The organism is Luteibacter sp. W1I16, from assembly GCF_050434905.1.
In the GTDB taxonomy this organism is placed as follows: domain Bacteria; phylum Pseudomonadota; class Gammaproteobacteria; order Xanthomonadales; family Rhodanobacteraceae; genus Luteibacter.
The window spans coordinates 859,626-878,085 of the sequence record NZ_JBNDJJ010000001.1; the positions used below are offsets into that span (position 1 = coordinate 859,626).

The window sequence follows — 18,460 nt, forward strand, 5'->3', positions numbered from 1 at the left end:
GCCCGCCATGGATCGCCGCCAGTTCCTCCTCGCCCTGGCCGCGGGTATCCCCGCCCTTACCCTCGGGGGCACGGTGTTCGCCGCGCCGCCCTCGTCGCCGCGCTTCCTGCTGGTGTTCCTGCGCGGAGGCTACGACTCCAACAATCTGCTGGTGCCGTACTCGAGCGACTTCTACCATGAGTCGCGGCCGACCATCGCTCTGGCGGCGCCAACGCCGGGCGATCCCGACGCCGTACGTGCGCTCGATGCGACATGGGGCCTGACCCCGGTGCTGCACGACTCGATGGGGCCACTGTGGAACAAGCGCCAGCTCGCCTTCATCCCCTTCGCCGGCACGGACGATCTCTCGCGCAGCCACTTCGAAACGCAGGACGATATCGAGTCCGGCCAGCCCTCGTCTGCGCGAAGCTATGGCTCGGGATTCATGGGGCGGCTTTCCTCGGTGTTGCGCGGCGTGCCACCGATCGCTTTCACCGACGCGTTGCCGCTCACGTTCCGCGGCGCCGGCGATGTGCCCAACATCTCCCTGAAGGGCGGCGGCAAGGCCGTGTTCGACGACCGGCAGGCGAAGATCCTGGCCGGGATGTACCGGGGCACGCCCCTGCAGGCGGCCGCCACCGATGGCCTCGCATTGCGCCAGCAAGTGGCCCTGGACCTGCAGGCGGAAATGGTCGCCGCGAGTCGCGGTGCCGTGAACGCGCGGGGCTTCGCCCAGCAGGGGCAGCGCATGGCCACGTTGATGCGCGACCGCTTTCGCCTGGGCTTCGTCGACGTGGGCGGCTGGGACACGCACGTCAACCAGGGCGGCGCGAACGGGCAACTGGCGAATAACCTGGACAACCTCGGCAAGGGCCTGGCCGCGTTCGCCGACGGCCTGGGCGACGCCGAATGGAACGATACCGTGGTGGTCGTGGTCTCGGAGTTCGGCCGCACCTTCCGCGAGAACGGCAACAAAGGGACCGATCACGGCCATGGCACCGCGTACTGGGTGCTAGGGGGCAAGGTCGCCGGTGGCCGCATCGCCGGGCGACAGGTGGCGGTCGACGCGGCGAACCTCCTGCAGAACCGCGACTATCCCGTGTTGAACAACTACCGTGACGTACTGGCCGGACTGATGCGGCGCATGTACGGCCTGTCCGATGCCGACCTCGCCAGGGTCTTTCCCGGCGCGAACACCCACGACCTGCAACTGGTCTAGGGCTGCCAGACCTGGCCTTCCGGATGCGATAGCTGCCTGTCCAGGTAATAGGCGGCACTGATGAACGCCAGATGGGTGAGCGCCTGTGGAAAGTTGCCCAGCGGCTCGCCGAGCAGGCTGAGTTCTTCGGAAAACAGGCCCAGGTGGTTTGCGTAGAGAACGCCACGCGCCATGATCTCGCGCGCCTCGTGCAAGCGCCCCGCCCGTGCGAGGCATTCCACGTACCAGAACGTGCACGTCGTGAACGCTCCTTCTCCCCCTTCCAGGCCGTCGGCATTGCGGTAGCGAAACACCAGGCCGTCGTCGGTGAGCTGTTCACCGATCGCATCCAGCGTCTTCAGCCACACCGGATCGGTCGCCGAGACGAAGCGGACCAGGGGCATCATCAGCAGCGACGCGTCGAGATCCCCGCCCCCTTTGGCCTGCACGAAATAACCGTGCTCGGGATGCCGGAAGTCCGCCCAGATGTCGTCGGCGATGCGATCGCGCTCGGCGGCCCATTCCACCACGGGACCCGGCAGCGAACGTTTGCCCGCGAGGCGCACGGCACGATCCAGCGCCACCCAGCACATCAGGCGGGAATGCAGGAAATGCCGTGGCTCGTCACGGATTTCCCATATGCCTTCGTCGGCGTCACCCCAGCGCTCGCGCACGTGATCGACCAGACGCCGCACGTGCGCCCAGCCCGCATGGCTGATCGCGGTGCCGTATTTGTTGGATAGGTAGATGCTATCCATCAGTTCACCGAAGATGTCCAACTGGGTCTGCGTGCGTGCGCCGTTGCCGATGCGCACGGGTCGCGAGCGGGCGTAGCCGGCGAGATGGTCGAGTGTTCCCTCGGCCATCGCCTCGCCGCCGTCGAGTGCGTACATCACGCGCAGGGCGGCGTCTTCGTCCAGCGCCATGATCCGCGCCTCGGTCCATTGGCGGAAATGTTCCGCCTCCTCGACGTATCCCAGGCGCATGAAGGCATATACGGTGAATGAGGCATCCCGTATCCATGTGGCGCGGTAATCCCAGTTGCGCCCGGCCCCGGTCGCTTCGGGCAGGCCGAACGTGGCCGCCGCGGCGATCGAACCGTGCGCGTGCGACGTGAGCAATTTCAGCACGAGCGCGGAGCGGTCCACGCGCTCGCGCCAGCGTCCGCGATAGTTCGAACGGCGTGTCCAACCGCGCCAGGCTTCCGCTGTCGCTTCAAGGGCGATCCGGCATTCCGCTGCGTCCAGTGGATCGCACTCCTCGTCGCAGAGCACGAACCAGGCCTCGTCGCCGCGCGTCAGTTCGAACGCCGCGGATGCCTCCCCATCAGCCGTCTCGAGCGGCACGGTCGCGCCCAGGCGCAGTGAGCGGGCGCCGTCGTGGAACACCACGGAATCCCCATACCTGGCGACCTCGGGCACGCATCTCGCGTAGTCCAGGCGAGGGCGGCAGCAGGCGCGGATACGCACGGTGCCCCGCGATACGCGGATGCGCCGGACCACGCTCCGGGGAACGCGCGCCTCCGTCTCCGGATGCGGCATGAAGTCGGTCAGTTCCACGCTGCCCCGGTCGGACATCCAGCGCGTGCTCAGCACGTTGGTCTCCGGAATGTAAAGCTGCCTGCGCCGCGCGCCTTCCAGGTCCGGCATCACCGAAAACTCGCCTCCCTGTTCGGGATCGAGCAGCGCCGCGAAGACGGTCGGGCTGTCCAGGTGTGGCCAGCACAGGAAGTCGATGCTGCCGTCGGTGGCCACCAATGCCGCGGTGTCCAGGTTGCCGATGATCCCGTGGTCACCGATGGCGCGCCCCGGTCTGGGGTTCGGGCGATGTGGCACAACGATCTCCGGAAGCCGTCCCTGGCTGGAGGAATGCCACAGCGGGTGTGAAGCGGGCCTGTAAACCGCGCGTCAGAACTCGAGCCGGTAGGCCACCTTCACCAATCCTTCGTTCACGTCCTTCAGGCTGAAGCCGCGGCGGAACTGCGCATCGACGTCGTCGTTGGTGTCGTCCACATAGCCACCGCGGTTGTACACGATGTAGAGGTTCGACAAGGGGGCGATCTCGTAGCGATAACGGATCTGGAAGCCGAGGTTGGCCACGCCCAGGTCGTCGACCGGCTCGTCGCTCGGCACCGCGCCTCCGGTCGGCGTGATTTCCAGGCCCTGCCGCAGCTTCGCGCCGACCGCCAGCGTCTGCAGCTTGATGCGCAGTTCCTGCTTGTTGCCCAGGTTCCAGTTCACGCCGCTGTCGATGCCGACGGTACGGCCGTCGAAGGAACCCACCAGGTTGTCGTGCTGCCAGATGAGCCAGTTCGGATCCCATTCGTAGCTGGCGCCGGCGAACACGCTGAAGGCATCGGTGATGAAATACGTCGGCGTGAACTTGAAGTAATAACCGAGTCTATGGTAGCCCGTGAGTTGGTTGCCGCTGATGAAGCCTTCCGCCTCCCACGCCCAGCGCCCGACGCGCGGCCGCTCGCGCTCATACGTGAGCTTCGCGGTCGGCGGCGTGTGCAGTGCGTTGCCGCCGCGCGTGAGCAGGTCGTCGTAGGCGGACGTGAATGCGTCCAGCCGCCACACTTCCTCGCCTCCGTCCCGGCGCTGGCTGTCGCGCAGGATGCGGAAGCGGCGATGCACCACGCGGCCCTCCGTGTTGTCCAGCGCCGAGATGCGGTAGTGCCACATGTGCGAGGTGTATGCGGAATCCTCCGGCAGTCCGGTCACGCGCTGACGCACCTCCCAATGCAGGTATTCCATGTCGTTGCGCGGCAGGTAACCGAAGTCGTCGATGTCCAGGCGCCGGCCGAAGTACATGCCGAGCCATTGCTGGCTCCAGACATCGTTCATTTCCCAGAATGCGATGCTGGTCGCGCCGAGGCCGGAGCTGTCCGCGCGCGGCTGGTCGATCTTGCTTCCGACCACGTTGCTGGTGATGGAGAAGGCCGCGTTGGGCTGCCAGCGATGGTCGAAGCCAAGCACGTTCGCGTCGCGATCGAGGTACGGGTGGTTCACCCGCGTGGCGAGCATGCCGAAGGTCTGCGTGCCCACGTTCTGGCTGAGCCGGAACGCGCCGAAGGACCGTCCCGCGTCACCCTTCTCCTGCGCGGTGAGGATGCCGTAGCTGGTCGAACCGACACTGCCGTTGACTTTCACCGCCGCGGAAATGTCGGCGGCCCCGCGGCCATCGTCCGAGGCGCCGCCGACGCGCCGCGTATACACCAGCTGCGAGTAGTCATCGAGCAGGCTGAAGTCGAAGATGCCCTGATTCTCGGTGAAGAACGGACGCTTGTCGGTGAAGAAGGTTTCCTCGGGCGAGAAATTCACGACGAGGTCGTCGCTTTCCACCTGGCCGAAGTCGGGGTTGATCGTCGCCGTGAACTGGGTCTGCCCGTTCGGCTTCCAGATGATGTCCGCGCCTTGCTCGAAGGATGTTCCGCCGTGCGCGCGGTCGACCTTGCCCACCACATAGGGCGTGACGGCGAACAGAGCCTGCGAGTACGCCGGCAATTCGACGCGCTGAAAGTTGGAGAGGAAGCGGCCGTTGTCGAAGCTCACCGCGGGCCATGCCATGCGCTCGCCCGTGCTGCCGATCACGCGGTCGATGTACAAGCCGATGGTGCGTGTATCGCCGTTGGCCTTGCGCATCGGCGCGATGTACCACGGGATCAGCACTTCCACGGAGTAACCCTCGGCGTCTTCGCTGACGGCATGGTCCCAGCGGCCGTCCCAGTCGTAGCTGAAGTCCGACTCGTTGGTGATCACTTCGTCCGCGACGCCGCCTTGCGACTTCACCTCGAAGTCGTAGCCCACGCGGCCATCGGCGTCGAAGTCGACCATCACGTTGATGCGGTCGACCAACGCGTTCTCGTCACGCCGGGCCTGCTGCCGCGTGCGCGGGATGTCGGCGGACTGGGTCACGCGGATCGCCACGGCCAGGCCTTTCGGCGTGGACAATATCCATGCCTCAGTCGGCTGGCTGCCGGGCTTGCCCGTCTTGGGCTGGGTGTCCCTGAAATCGACGATGCGTTTCGCGCCCGCCCACTCGGCGGGATCGATATGGCCATCGATCGTCACCTCCGCGTGCGCGGCGGCGCTGGCGACACAGAGAAGGGCGAACAAGGCGAGGCGACGGCGCATGGACGATCCGGGTCGTGGGAACTTACGGAAAGGATGCCTCCGGAACCGCAAAGGTTTGCCATGACCCTTGGCCCATGCGCTCAGCCCGTCTCCCTGATGAGGTCGACCAGCGCGCGAAGGGCGGCTGGCACGTGGCGTCTTCCGGGGTAGTACAGGCACAGGCGGTCGAAGGGCGGGGTCCAGTCCTCCAGCACCCGCTCGAGGCGGCCCGCCGCGAGGTCGTCCGCCACGTTGAACTCCGCGAGATAGGTGAGGCCGAGGCCCGCCCGTGCCGCTTCGAGCATCAGTTGCGGCTCGTCCAGGGTCAGCGTGCCCGGAACGTCCACGCTGGACGCTTCACCGTGCCGCTCGAATTCCCAGTGGTAGATGTGGCCGGCCGGCATGCGCGCTCGGATGCAGGTGTGCCGCGCGAGGTCCGCCGGGGTCGCCGGGCGCCCCTGTCTCGCGAAATAGCCGGGCGAGCCCACCACGGCAAAGCGCACCGGCGGTCCCAGCGGCACGGCGATCATGTCGCCGGGCACGGTATCCACGGTACGGAATCCCGCGTCGAAACCCTCCCGCACGATGTCGATCAGGCGGTCCTCCGTGACGAGGTCCAGGCGCACCTGCGGATAGCGCTGAAGGTAGGGAATCAGGTAAGGGCCCATCACCCGGCGCGCGGCGCCCACCGAGGTGTTGATGCGCAGACTGCCCGTCGGGACGTCGCCGTGGTCGCTGATCCGCTCGATCGCGCCGCGGATCTCGGTAAGCGCCGGCCCGACTTCCGACACGAACCGCTCGCCGGCCTCGGTCAGTCGGACGCTGCGCGTGGTCCGGTGGAAGAGCCGGGTGCCGAGGCGGCCCTCCAGCGAGGCGACGGCCTGGCTGAGAGCGGACGTGGACATCTCCAGGGACGCCGCGGCGGCACGGAAGCTGCCTTGGCTGGCCACGGCGAGCACGGCTTCGAGTTCGGTCAGTCCCGGGCGCATTATCCGTCTCCGCTTAACAACCCATGTCGCTTTATCCTCCTTATCAGATTAATACGCTGGCCGCACCCTTGGAAGGCGCCGCCCACATCGGAGCGGCTTCCGAGGACATGACCATGTACACGATCGACCACATCTACATCGACGGGGCCTTCGTCACGCCGCACGGCGAGGAACGCTTCGAACTGTTCAACCCCGCGACCGAGGAAGTGATCGGCACGGTCCGCCTGGCCGACGCCGAGGACGCCCGCCGCGCCATCGCGGCGGCTAAGCGCGCCTTCCCCACCTTCTCCCAGGCCACGATCGAAGAGCGCATCGCCCTGCTCCAGCGCATGCACGACGCGATCGCCACACGTGAGGACGAGTTGTTCGCCGCCATCCGCGAGGAATACGGTGCGCCTGTCTCGCGGGGCCGCTGGATGACAGGGCACGCGTCCAGCGTGTTCCTCGATGCCATCGCCACCCTGCGCGAGTTCGACTTCGAGCGCCGCCTGGGCTCCTCCACGGTGGTGATGCAACCGGTCGGTGTCGCCGGCCTGATCACGCCGTGGAACAGCAACGCGGGTTTCATCTGCGGCAAGCTGGCGGCCGCGATCGCGGCAGGCTGCACGACGGTGATCAAGCCCAGCGAGATGAGCGCGCTACAGACGCGGATCGTCACCGAGGCCCTGCACGAGGCCGGCGCGCCCGCAGGCGTGTTCAACATCGTGACCGGTCGCGGCGACATCGTGGGCGCGGAGATCGTAGGCAGCCCCGATGTATCCAAGATTTCCTTCACCGGATCGACCGCGGTCGGCAAGGGCATCCTTCGCGCGGGCGCAGACACGTTGAAGCGCGTCACGCTTGAACTCGGCGGCAAGTCGCCCAGCGTGGTCCTGGACGACGCGGACTTCGCGAAGGTGGTGCCGTTGACGATCATGGCGGGCTTCAACAACAGCGGACAGGCCTGCATCGCCGGTACGCGCATCCTCGTGCCTCGTTCGCGGCTGGCCGAGTTCGAAGCCATGGCGAAGGACGCCGTCGATGCCGCCGTCTCCGGCGATCCCAACGATCCCGCCACCACGGTGGGCCCCATGGTCAGCGCGAAGCAGTGGCAGCGCGTGCAGGGTTACATCCGCAAGGGTGGCGAGGAAGGCGCGCGGCTGCTCGCCGGTGGTGAGGGCCGCCCGGACGGTTACACGCGCGGCTGGCTCGTTCGTCCCACGTTGTTCACCGACGTGCGCAACGACATGGCCATCGCCCGCGACGAAATTTTCGGGCCGGTACTGTCGATCATCGCGTACGACGACGAGGAAGACGCTATCGCGATCGCCAACGACACGCCGTACGGCTTGCAGGCCTATGTCTTCTCCGCGGACACCGCCCGTGCACACCGCGTCGCCTCCCGCATCGATGCGGGCCGCGTGATGGTGAACACGCTGGCGCACGACCCCAAGGCGCCGTTCGGCGGCTTCAAGCAGTCGGGCATCGGTCGCGAGTACGGCCGCTTCGGGCTCGAGGCCTATCTGGAACCGAAGGCGATCCTCGGCCTCTAGCCATGGCGGGAGCGAGCTGGGCTCTGTTAACGTCGCCTGGCCAACCACGCCCTGGGGATCCCATGCTCGCTCGTACCTGCCTCGCGCTCGCCCTCGTCCTCGCCCTGCCCGCCATGGCGGACGACGCCAGGAAGACACCCACGCCCAAGGAACTGCTGGCGAAGGCGACGCCTGCCGAGTGGCGCACGCCCGATCCGCAGAACCTCGTCTACATGGACCTGCCGCAGGGCCGGGTGATCATCGAACTCGCCCAGGACTGGTCGCCATTGCACGCGGCGAACATCCGCACGCTGATCCGCGAACATTATTTCGACGGCACGCAGGTGATCCGCGTACAGGACAACTTCGTCACGCAGTGGGGCGACCCGGACGGCGACGACAAGAAAAAGGCGAAGAGTCTGGGCACGGCGAAGGAGACCCTCGCACCGGAGTTCACCCGCAAGGATGGCAAGGCCTACCCGTTCACCAGGCTCGCCGACGGCGATGTCTATGCGCCGGAGGTCGGATTTTCCGACGGTTTTCCGGTGGCTCGCGACGGCAAGGGCGAAGCCTGGATCGCCCACTGCTACGGTACGGTCGGCGTCGCGCGCGACACCGGCGCCGAGAGCGGCAACGGCAGCTCCCTCTACGCGATCATCGGCCAGGCACCGCGCAACCTCGACCGCAACCTCGCGGTCGCAGGCAAGGTCATCAAGGGCATGGAGATCCTCTCCGCCTATCCGCGCGGCGGCGAACCCATGGGCTTCTACGACAAGCCCGAGCAACGTGTGACGATCAAGAGCGTGCGGCTCGCGGTCGACGTGCCGGAAGCCGAACGCACGCCGGTCCAGGTGCTGCGTACGGACAGCAAGACCTTCGCTGCCGTGGTCGAGGCCAAGCGCAACCGGCAGGATGCGTTCTATACGCGTCCTGCGGGGAAGATCGATCTCTGCAACATCAACGTGCCGGTGCGCGACCCGTCGAAGAAGGCGCCCTGACGGGCGCATCGCCGACAGGGTCGGCTCCCACCGGGTTGGCAAATCTGCGGGCTCTGGTGGGAGCCGACCCTGTCGGCGATGCTCTCCTCCGGCACTACCGCGAAGTAGCCCCCGCATCACCCACCGAACCCGACGCCGCCGGCTGGGCAACCACCGCCTCTCGCAAGGCGCGCAGTTTCGTCTTGAGCTTCCCTTCGTTCTCCAGCCCCACGCGCATCATGAACTTCTGCCCCACCGACAATTGTTCCAGCGCGGAGTTCGCATACACATACCCCTCCTTCGCGGGAATCAGCTGCTGGTTCCCCTTCGGTTCGGGCGCGGCGAGCAAGTGGTCGATGACCTCGACCAGGCGGTCATTGAAATACCCGTTGGTTCCCAGGTCGCGGTAGGCCTGCTGGAACAAGGAATAGTTGCGCTTGTACCAGGCCGCCGCCGCGTTCGGATCGATGCGGTCCGCGACGTACATATAGGTGGCGTAGCGCTCGGCATTCTTCTTCGAAGCGACGAAGTTGCCGTCATCGGATACGACCTGGAAACGCCCCGTGGGCGTACGTAGTGGAATGACATTCATGCCGACACTCTGCTTGGGCAGTGCGTCGATCGTCGCCACCATGCGCGAGACGATGGCATCGGTGCGCAACACCGACTTGAGCGCACCATCGCTGGCCAGCGCCAGCAAGCCGGCGAGGATCTCGTCATCGCTCTGGTCGAGTGGCGGCAGCGATGCCGTGGAAGCGGTCGCCAGACCGCCGATGGGATGCTGTGGCAACGTCGAATCGTGCACGGCTGTCGATGATGCCGACGACGATCCGGCAACGGCGAACGGCGGCGCGGAGGCCGCTTCGCGCGCCTGCTTCTCGCGATAGACGAATATGCCGATGACGACGGCGATCGCGACAACCAACAACGCCGCGACCCATTTCGAACCCGATGACTGTCTGCTCAACCTGCTGCTCCCGCTAAACCAAGCCTCCATGGGACTACGAACTCCGTGTCGAGTTCAAATCCGGTGACGGCCTCGTGTCGCGACTGCCCAGTGGGAGCCGGCCCTGTCGCCGACAGGGTCGGCTCCCACCGGTTCACATGTTGCGGCGGTATTCGCCGCCTACATCGTAGAGCGCGTGGCTGATCTGGCCCAGCGAGTTGTTCTTCACCGCTTCCATCAGCTGTTCGAACACGTTGCGGCGCTCGCGGGCGGTCTTCTGCAGGACCTTGAGGCTTTCCGGCGCAAGCCGGTTGCGGGCCTTGCCATAAAGCAGCACGTTGTCGATCTGCTGGCCCTTTTCCTCTTCCGTGGAGCGGATCAGTTCGATCTCGGTGGCGATCTCGCCGCCATGGTCCTTGGGCAGGAAGGTGTTGACGCCGATGAGCGGAAGCGAGCCGTCATGCTTCTTGTGCTCGTAGTACATCGACTCCTCCTGGATCTTTCCGCGCTGGTACATCGTGTCCATCGCGCCGAGCACGCCGCCGCGCTCGCTGATCGCCTCGAATTCCTTGTATACGGCTTCCTCGACCAGGTCGGTCAGCTCGTCCACCACGTAGCTGCCCTGCCACGGGTTCTCGTTGAAGTTGAGCCCGAGTTCGCGGTTGATGATCAGCTGGATCGCCACGGCGCGGCGCACGCTTTCCTCTGTCGGGGTGGTGATCGCCTCGTCATAGGCGTTGGTGTGCAGGCTGTTGCAGTTGTCGAACAGCGCATACAACGCCTGCAGGGTCGTGCGGATGTCGTTGAACTGGATCTCCTGCGCATGCAGCGAACGGCCGGACGTCTGGATGTGGTACTTCAGCATCTGGCTGCGCGCGCTGGCGCCGTAGCGTTCGCGCATGGCGCGGGCCCAGATGCGACGCGCGACGCGGCCGATCACCGTGTATTCCGGGTCCATGCCGTTGGAGAAGAAGAACGACAGGTTCGGCGCGAAGTCGTCGATCTTCATGCCACGCGCAAGATAATACTCGACGATCGTGAAGCCATTCGACAGCGTGAAAGCCAACTGGCTGATCGGATTGGCGCCGGCCTCCGCGATGTGATATCCGGAGATCGACACCGAGTAGAAATTGCGTACCTTGTGATCGACGAAATACTGCTGGATGTCGCCCATCATGCGCAGGGCGAACTCCGTGCTGAAGATGCAGGTGTTCTGCGCCTGGTCTTCCTTCAGGATGTCGGCCTGCACCGTGCCGCGCACGGTCGCGAGCGTATACGCCTTTATCCGCGCATAGGTTTCCGCGTCGACGACTTCCTCCCCCGAGACGCCGAGCAGGCCAAGACCGAGGCCGTCATTCCCCTTCGGCAGGTCACCGTTGTAGCGCGGGCGCTTGCCGTCCGGGTACAGCTCCGCGATACGCGCATTGGCGCGCTCCCAACGCGACGCATCCTCGTTCAGGTATTTCTCGACGTTCTGGTCGATCGCCGTGTTCATGAACATGGCGAGGATGATCGGCGCCGGGCCGTTGATCGTCATGGACACGGAGGTCGATGGCGCGGACAGGTCGAAGCCCGAATAGAGCTTTTTCATGTCGTCGAGCGTGGCGATGGAGACACCGGAGTTACCGATCTTGCCGTAGATGTCCGGACGCGGCGCCGGGTCTTCGCCATAGAGCGTGACCGAGTCGAACGCCGTGGACAGGCGCGCGGCGGCGCCGCCCAGCGACAGGTAATGGAAGCGGCGGTTGGTGCGCTCCGGCGTACCCTCGCCCGCGAACATGCGGGTCGGATCCTCTCCTGCACGGCGGTACGGGAAGACCCCGCCCGTGTACGGATAATGGCCCGGCAGGTTCTCGCGCATGAGGAAGGACAAGAGGTCGCCCCAATCCTTCGTCTTCGGCGGCGACACCTTCGGGATCTTCTGGTGGCTCAGCGATTCGCGGTAGTTCTCGACGCGGATGACCTTGTCGCGCACCTGGTATTCATTGAACTCGGCGGTGACCGATTCGAACCGCGACGGCCACTCACGGAGAAGGTTGACCGCTTCACTCGAAAGCTCGCGCACGGCCTCGTTGTAGCGCTGGCGCAACGTGGCCAGCGAACGGTCGCCACCGACGACGAGCAGGTCGTGGTCGTAGAGATCGAACGCGCGCGGCAGGGCCTCGTCGCCGATGTCCTTGAGTGATTCGTAGTAGTGCTGCGCTTTGCTCGCCGCCTCGGCCTGGCGGGCGATCGTCGCATTGACGCCACGGCCCTGCTCCGCGATCTCGGCGAGATAGCGCACGCGGTTGCCGGGGATGAGCACCGTCGCGCGTGGCTCGCGCAGGCTGGTGTCCACCTCCGGCGTCCATTCGGTCTCCGGCAACGACAGCCGTTCACGAAGCAGGCGGCACAGGTTCGCGAACATCCAGGTCACGCCGGGATCGTTGAACTGGCTGGCGATCGTCGGATACACCGGCACCGTCTCATCGGCCAGCTGGAACGCGGTGCGGTTGCGCTTCCATTGCTTGCGCACGTCGCGCAGCGCGTCTTCCGCGCCGCGCTTGTCGAACTTGTTGAGCACCACCAGCTCGGCGAAGTCGAGCATGTCGATCTTCTCGAGTTGGCTGGCGGCGCCGTATTCACTCGTCATCACGTAGACCGGGAAGTCGACGAGGTCGACGATTTCCGAATCGCTCTGGCCGATGCCGGCCGTCTCGACGATCACCAGGTCGTAATCCTGGGCCTTGAGAAAGTCGATGCAGTCGTGCAATACGATCGACGTCGCCGCATGCTGGCGCCGCGTCGCCATCGAGCGCATGTAGACGCGCGGGCTGCGCAACGAGTTCATGCGGATCCGATCGCCCAGCAACGCGCCGCCGCTGCGGCGACGGGTCGGATCCACGGCGAGCACGGCGATACGCATACGCGGGAACGCATGCAGGAAACGCAGCAGCAATTCGTCCACCACGGAGGACTTGCCCGCGCCGCCCGTGCCGGTCAGCCCAAGCACCGGTGTCTTGCCGCCCGCGAGCTTCCACGCCTTGCGCAGCCGCGCGAGTTCGTCGTCGGCAAAGCGATCTTCCTCGATCGCCGAGAGCATGGCGCCGATGGAGATCTCGTCCTCGACGGACGCTGCCGGCGGTGCCACTTCCACGCGTTGCGTCACCGCGACGCGCGTTCGCGACATCACGTCTTCGATCATCTCGGTGAGGCCGAGCTTCATGCCGTCGTTCGGGTGGTAGATGCGCTCCACGCCGTAGGCCTGGAGTTCCCTGATCTCTTCCGGCGTGATCGTGCCGCCACCACCGCCGAACACCCGGATATGGCCTGCCCCGCGCTCACGCAGCATGTCGACCATGTACTTGAAGTACTCGACATGGCCTCCCTGGTACGAAGACAACGCGATCGCGTCCGCGTCTTCCTGCAGCGCCGCGCGGACCACGTCTTCCACCGAGCGGTTGTGGCCCAGGTGGATGACTTCCGCGCCCTGGCTCTGGATGATCCGGCGCATGATGTTGATGGCCGCGTCGTGGCCATCGAACAGACTCGCCGCCGTGACGAAACGCAGCGGCGTCGCCTCCGCGTCCGTGCTGCTGGCGGGGATGTGCTTGGGCTGCGAACTCATGGAAACTCCGGGGAAGACCGACAACGGTGGGGAACCCGTCGATTCTACTGCGGAGGGACCGGCGGCCTTTGGTGCGGTGCAGCGTGGGCGCCGCGACAGCATCAACCCGCGAGGAACGCCACCGACGCCGCCACGACCGCTTCGTCGTCCACCACGCGGCGATGGCCGAGGCGATCGGTCTTCAGCAAGCTGGCCCCGGGCCAGAGGCTGGCATACAGCTCGCCCTCGCCCACCGGCACGTCGCGATCGGAAACGTCATGCACGACCAGCAGAGGCTGGGTCCGTTTCGGCGCGTGGTGGCGGATGTGCAGATCGTCGATGTGGATGCCGGTCCGCCGCGCTAGCACGCCGTGCAGTGCCGGCCGCAGGTGCTCGCCCAGACGGACGAAGCGGGCGAATCGTTGCGTCGCGGCCTGGGGATCGGCGGCCGGGGCGATCAGCACGACACGCTTCGCGGTCCATCCCTCGTCCAGCGCCAGCGTGACCGCCGCGCCACCCAGGGAATGGGCGACCACGCCTTCGGCGTCGCCATAGTGCCGCCCGACCGCCCGTACCGTGCGGGCGAAATCGGGCAACGTGCACAACGCGCCTCCGCTGTGCCCGTGACCGGGCTGGTCGAAGCTCACCGCCGCCCAACCTTTCGCGAGAAGCCGGCCCGCCCAGCTTTCCCAGCGCAAACCCATGCTCGACCATCCGTGCGCCAGCAAGATATACGGCTGTGTCGACGGGTCGCCCCACACATACGTGGCGATGGATATCCCATCGACCTCGACCCACTCCCGCCGCGCGGACATCGTCGCCAGCGCCGCCGCCGCCCGTTCCCGGCTGCTCGGCAACGGCGTCTGGAAGATCCGCGCGGCATGGCCGACCGTCCTGACGGGGAACAGGCGGCTGCCGAACCGGTAAGCGAGGCGGATGCCGAGCAAGGTCGCGACGGTACGTGCGCCGAAGCGGCGAGGTGGTTTCATGGGACAGGCCAGGAAAGGGACGCCGGGATTATCGCCCGGCTGGGGCCTTCACGAACCTGAACACACGGGCCGGTGCAGGGTCAACCCACCTGCCGGAAGCCGCGTTCTGGCGCACGAATCCGCATCCGCGGACGTTCCGGAGGAGCAAGAAATGACCACCCTGACCCGCACCCTCGCCGCCGTCGCCGCCCTCGGTCTGGCCGTCGGCGCCGCGAGCTACCCCCCCCCCGCCGCCGCAAGGGAATATGTGTCGGTCACCGTGAGCAACCGTCCGCCTCCGCCGCGCTTCGAGCGCGTGCCGCCGCCCCGCGCCGGCTACGTCTGGGCGCCGGGGTACTGGAACTGGGCGGGCAGCCGCTATGTCTGGGTCGGCGGACATTGGTACGCGGGCCGGCCCGGCTACGTCTACCGGCCGCCCGTGTGGCGCCCGTACGGCCGCGGCTGGCGGATCGAACGGGAGACCTGGTACCGCGACCCGCACTGGCACCGCTGACCCCGTGCTGCGGCGCACCTACACGGAGCGCCGCAAGGGTTTAAACTAAGCAGCTGACACGACATATCGCCCCCGCCTGGCAGGCCGGGGCGATTTTTTTGGACGGTCACAATCATCCACCGGTGGTCCCCACCGCCGGTTTTCACCTAGAGGGCGGTGCTGCTGCCGCTCGACACTGGAGTTAGCGTTCGATGATTTTCGAAACCATCGCCAACACGGGCCACGAAGAAGTCGTCTTCTGCCATAACAAGGACGCGGGCCTGAAGGCCATCATCGCGATCCACAACACCGTGCTTGGCCCGTCCCTGGGCGGCCTGCGCATGTGGCCGTACAAGACCGAGCAGGATGCCGTCAACGACGTGCTCCGCCTGTCGCGTGGCATGACCTACAAGAACGCGGTGGCCGGCCTGAATCTCGGCGGCGGCAAGGCCGTGATCATCGGCGATCCTTCCAAGGACAAGTCCGAAGCGCTGTTCCGCGCCTTCGGCCGCTTCGTCAACTCGCTCAACGGCCGCTACATCACCGCCGAGGACGTCGGCATCGACGTCAACGACATGGAATACGTCTACCGCGAGACCGAATACGTCACGGGCGTGCATCAGGTGCACGGCGGTTCGGGCGATCCCTCGCCGTTCACCGCCTTCGGCACCCTGCAGGGCCTGATGGCCGCGCTGCAGAGCAAGCATGGCAATGAAGACGTCGGCAAGTACAGCTACGCGGTACAGGGTTGCGGACACGTCGGCAGCGAATTCATCAAGCTGCTGCGCGAGCAGGGCGCCAAGGTGTTCGTCACCGACATCAACAAGGACGCGGTGCAGCGTTGCGTCGACGAGCTCGGCTGCGAGGCCGTGGGCCTGGACGAGATCTACGACGTCGACGCCGACGTCTACAGCCCCTGCGCCCTCGGCGGCACGATCAATGAGCAGACCATCGATCGCATCAAGGCGAAGATCATCTGCGGCGCGGCCAACAACCAGCTCGCCACCGACGCCATCGGTGACGAAGTCGCGCGTCGCGGCATCGTCTACGCCCCGGACTACGCGGTGAACGCGGGCGGCGTGATGAACGTCTCGCTCGAGATCGACGGCTACAACCGCGAACGCGCCATGCGCATGATGCGCACGATCTACTACAACGTCGGCCGTATCTTCGAGATCTCCGCCCGCGACAACATCCCGACCTACAAGGCCGCGGACCGCATGGCGGAAGAGCGTATCAGCGCCATCGGCAAGATCCGCCTGCCCCACATGGGCAACGGCGCGCCGCGCTTCCAGGGCCGCATGCGCGGTCAGTAAGCGCTACGCGAAACTGGCAACGGAGAAGCCGCCGGAGCGATCCGGCGGCTTCTTTCGTTTCGGGATTACACCGTTTGGACGAGCTCCGGCGCGCGCCGGAACGGTGACACGCGGCATACGCTGTACGCGACGGATCCATGAGGACCGTTATCGGCACACCAGGGAGTGGCATGCGTTATGAACAGCAGTGAGTACGGCACCAGGGACAACGGCGGGGACAGGGAAACCGGCACGGTCAAATGGTTCAATGACGCGAAGGGATTCGGCTTCATCGCACGGGAGAAGGGGCCCGACGTCTTCGTGCACTTCCGCGCCATCCTGGGTGTTGGCTTCAAGTCGCTCACAGAGGGCGACAGGGTCACGTTCAAAGTGACGCAGGGCCAGAAGGGCCCTCAAGCGGATGAAGTGCAGAAGATCTGACGCCTCGTAAGAGGGTTCAGTGCCCCTGCGCGATCAGGGTCGCGGCGACGGCGCCCGGAGCGGGCGCGGCCACCATCGCACCCAGGGTCAGCAGGCAGGTCAGGACGGCGGCGACGAAGAAGGTCTTCAGCATGGCGGTCTCGAATTTCATGGTCGTTCTCCGGTAACGGTGTATGAGCGGGTTTCGAGAGGGATATCGCAAGGGCCGTGCCAACGGCTGAAATCGGCTGGAAGGCGCATTCCACCGTTGTCTGAGCCTTGCGCCCGCGGTAGAGCCACGTGTCCGCGGACGGTAAGGCGTCCGGACGGTAAGGCGTCCGGACGGTCGCCCTGTCCGGACGCCGGGCCGCCGGGCGGCCGCGCCCGAGCCCTCGGGCAAGGAGTCGGAGTCGCCGGTAGGAACCCCTGTGGGAGCCGCTTCAGCGGCGACGGGTGCTTGCCGGCCACTGGCCCGCTGCCGCGGGATCGCCGACAGGGTCGGCTCCCACCGACGCTGGAAGCTCCGGGCCTGAAGCTCCGAGCCTGAAGCTCCGAGCCTGAAGCTCCGGGCCTGGAGCTCCGGGCCTGAAGGTCCGAGCCTGAAGGTCCGGGCCTGAAGCTCCTGGCTTGTGAAGCTCCGGTGGGAGCCGACCCTGTCGGCGATTCCCGCTCGCGGAGCGGCGGTGTTCCCGATTGCGATCTGCTACACTTTCCACACCCGGTCGCTCTTGTAAGGCTTTGCCTACACGGTGCTTTTGGGTCAGGGGAATGCCGCCAGCGGCGGCGACAACCAGAGCATTCCGATCACCTTCGTCGCCTCGTTGGTGGCGCCCGCTTCCGCCCGCTCTCGTGGGCACGGGCCCGCGCCACCCGGGGATGAAATGGACTTACCGAGCTATGAGCGCGATCCCAGCTGAAACCTTTACCCCCGACGACGTCCTCGCTCGCCTGCGCTCGGTCCTGCACGAGACCTTCGAGATCGACCCGAGCAAGGTCACGCCGGAAGCGAACCTCTTCACCGACCTCGAACTCGACAGCATCGACGCGATCGATCTGGCGATCCAGGTCCAGGACATGACCGGCACCCGGATCAAGCCCGAGGATTTCAAGAGCGTGCGCACGGTCGGCGATGTCGTCGCCACCGTGCAGGCACTGCTCATCCGCTGAGCGGACCGATGGCGGGCAGGCCCGGACCGCGCGACGACGCGGCGCGCTCTTTCGCGCCTTGCGCGGTCGTCCCCATCTACAACCACGGACGCACCATCGCGGCCACGGCGAACGCCCTGGCCGCACATGGACTGCCCGTGCTGATCGTCGACGACGGCTCGGATGAAGAGACCCGGCGCATTCTCGACGCCCTGGCCGAGGGCCGCGGCGACCTTCGCCTGATCCGTTTACCCCGGAACGGCGGCAAGGGTGCCGCCCTTACGGCGGGCTTCCTCGCCGCGCGCGACGCGGGGCACAGCCATGTGCTGCAGATCGACGCCGACGGACAGCACGACACAGCCGACGTGCCACGCTTCCTCACCGAGGCGCGCGCCGCGCCCGAAGCGATGATCTGTGGCAAGCCGATCTACGACCACACGGTGCCACGCGCCCGGCTGTACGGCCGCTACCTCACGCATGCCTGCGTGTGGGTCGAAACGCTTTCGTTCGACATCCACGATTCCATGTGCGGATACCGGCTTTACCCCCTCGCGGAAACCTGCGCGGAAATCGCGCGCAAGCCGCTGCCGGCACGTATGGATTTCGATACCGAGATCGCAGTGCGGCTTCACTGGCGCGGCGTGCCGGTGCGAAACGTGCCGACGCGCGTCATCTATCCGGAAGACGGCCTGTCGCATTTCCGCATGTGGCACGACAACGTTCGCATCACCGCCATGCACGCGCGCCTGTTGCTCGGCATGCTTCCGCGCATGCCGCGCCTGATCCTTCGCACCTTCCGTCGCCGGAAAGCCCGACGCGCCGCGGGCAACGCATGAA

At 66.2% G+C, this 18,460-nt stretch carries 15 protein-coding genes; 8 read left to right on the forward strand and 7 right to left on the reverse strand.

The window, feature by feature from the left end; translation table 11 throughout:
• Nucleotides 1-7 precede the first annotated feature (7 nt).
• On the forward strand, nt 8-1,198 hold the full coding sequence (locus QFZ41_RS03880; RefSeq protein WP_429197539.1) for a DUF1501 domain-containing protein: 1,191 nt from the start codon (nt 8-10) through the stop codon (nt 1,196-1,198).
• Here the strand turns inward: QFZ41_RS03880 and QFZ41_RS03885 are convergent.
• The 3 genes from QFZ41_RS03885 to QFZ41_RS03895 form a co-directional block, all read right to left on the reverse strand.
• The gene (locus QFZ41_RS03885) at nt 1,195-3,012 is read right to left on the reverse strand and encodes a glycoside hydrolase family 15 protein (protein ID WP_429197540.1); all 1,818 of its coding nucleotides are present in this window, start codon (nt 3,010-3,012) and stop codon (nt 1,195-1,197) included. The two genes, QFZ41_RS03880 and QFZ41_RS03885, sit on opposite strands and share 4 nt — an antisense overlap.
• A gap of 72 nt (nt 3,013-3,084) precedes the next feature.
• On the reverse strand, nt 3,085-5,313 hold the full coding sequence (locus tag QFZ41_RS03890) for a DUF5916 domain-containing protein (RefSeq protein WP_429197541.1): 2,229 nt from the start codon (nt 5,311-5,313) through the stop codon (nt 3,085-3,087).
• Nucleotides 5,314-5,393: 80 nt separating this feature from the next.
• The gene (locus QFZ41_RS03895) at nt 5,394-6,281 is read right to left on the reverse strand and encodes a LysR substrate-binding domain-containing protein (protein ID WP_429197542.1); all 888 of its coding nucleotides are present in this window, start codon (nt 6,279-6,281) and stop codon (nt 5,394-5,396) included.
• Nucleotides 6,282-6,394: 113 nt separating this feature from the next.
• Here QFZ41_RS03895 and QFZ41_RS03900 point away from each other — a divergent pair, with 113 nt between their 5' ends.
• Together QFZ41_RS03900 and QFZ41_RS03905 are read left to right on the forward strand one after the other, a co-directional pair.
• Nucleotides 6,395-7,813 (forward strand): aldehyde dehydrogenase family protein, encoded by a 1,419-nt coding sequence (locus tag QFZ41_RS03900; RefSeq protein ID WP_429197543.1) that lies wholly within the window; start codon nt 6,395-6,397, stop codon nt 7,811-7,813.
• Nucleotides 7,814-7,875: 62 nt separating this feature from the next.
• Complete coding sequence (locus tag QFZ41_RS03905; RefSeq protein WP_429197544.1) at nt 7,876-8,790, forward strand: peptidylprolyl isomerase; 915 nt, start codon at nt 7,876-7,878, stop codon at nt 8,788-8,790.
• A 94-nt stretch (nt 8,791-8,884) separates the two neighbouring features.
• Here QFZ41_RS03905 and QFZ41_RS03910 read toward each other — a convergent pair whose 3' ends face one another.
• The 3 genes from QFZ41_RS03910 to QFZ41_RS03920 all read right to left on the reverse strand — a co-directional run bounded on the left by QFZ41_RS03910 (nt 8,885) and on the right by QFZ41_RS03920 (nt 14,290).
• Complete coding sequence (locus QFZ41_RS03910; protein ID WP_429197545.1) at nt 8,885-9,736, reverse strand: DUF3014 domain-containing protein; 852 nt, start codon at nt 9,734-9,736, stop codon at nt 8,885-8,887.
• 133 nt (nt 9,737-9,869) lie between these two features.
• Nucleotides 9,870-13,322: a methylmalonyl-CoA mutase family protein gene (locus QFZ41_RS03915; RefSeq protein ID WP_429197546.1), complete on the reverse strand. Its 3,453-nt coding sequence runs from the start codon at nt 13,320-13,322 to the stop codon at nt 9,870-9,872.
• A gap of 101 nt (nt 13,323-13,423) precedes the next feature.
• Nucleotides 13,424-14,290 (reverse strand): alpha/beta hydrolase, encoded by an 867-nt coding sequence (locus QFZ41_RS03920; protein ID WP_429197547.1) that lies wholly within the window; start codon nt 14,288-14,290, stop codon nt 13,424-13,426.
• Nucleotides 14,291-14,441: 151 nt separating this feature from the next.
• Between QFZ41_RS03920 and QFZ41_RS03925 the strand changes: the two genes are divergently transcribed.
• The 3 genes from QFZ41_RS03925 (at nt 14,442) to QFZ41_RS03935 (ending at nt 16,498) form a co-directional block, all read left to right on the forward strand.
• Complete coding sequence (locus QFZ41_RS03925; protein WP_429197548.1) at nt 14,442-14,783, forward strand: YXWGXW repeat-containing protein; 342 nt, start codon at nt 14,442-14,444, stop codon at nt 14,781-14,783.
• 191 nt (nt 14,784-14,974) lie between these two features.
• On the forward strand, nt 14,975-16,078 hold the full coding sequence (locus QFZ41_RS03930; protein ID WP_306851397.1) for a Glu/Leu/Phe/Val dehydrogenase dimerization domain-containing protein: 1,104 nt from the start codon (nt 14,975-14,977) through the stop codon (nt 16,076-16,078).
• 177 nt (nt 16,079-16,255) lie between these two features.
• Nucleotides 16,256-16,498 (forward strand): cold-shock protein, encoded by a 243-nt coding sequence (locus QFZ41_RS03935; RefSeq protein ID WP_429197549.1) that lies wholly within the window; start codon nt 16,256-16,258, stop codon nt 16,496-16,498.
• Between the two features lie 16 nt (nt 16,499-16,514).
• Here the strand turns inward: QFZ41_RS03935 and QFZ41_RS03940 are convergent, their stop codons facing one another.
• Nucleotides 16,515-16,649, reverse strand: a complete 135-nt coding sequence (locus QFZ41_RS03940) for a hypothetical protein (protein ID WP_429197550.1) — start codon at nt 16,647-16,649, stop codon at nt 16,515-16,517.
• A gap of 725 nt (nt 16,650-17,374) precedes the next feature.
• Here QFZ41_RS03940 and QFZ41_RS03945 point away from each other — a divergent pair.
• Nucleotides 17,375-17,644, forward strand: coding sequence for an acyl carrier protein (locus QFZ41_RS03945; RefSeq protein WP_429197551.1), 270 nt, complete (start codon nt 17,375-17,377; stop codon nt 17,642-17,644).
• Nucleotides 17,645-17,652: 8 nt separating this feature from the next.
• The gene (locus QFZ41_RS03950; protein WP_429197552.1) at nt 17,653-18,459 is read left to right on the forward strand and encodes a glycosyltransferase family 2 protein; all 807 of its coding nucleotides are present in this window, start codon (nt 17,653-17,655) and stop codon (nt 18,457-18,459) included.
• Nucleotide 18,460 lies beyond the last annotated feature (1 nt).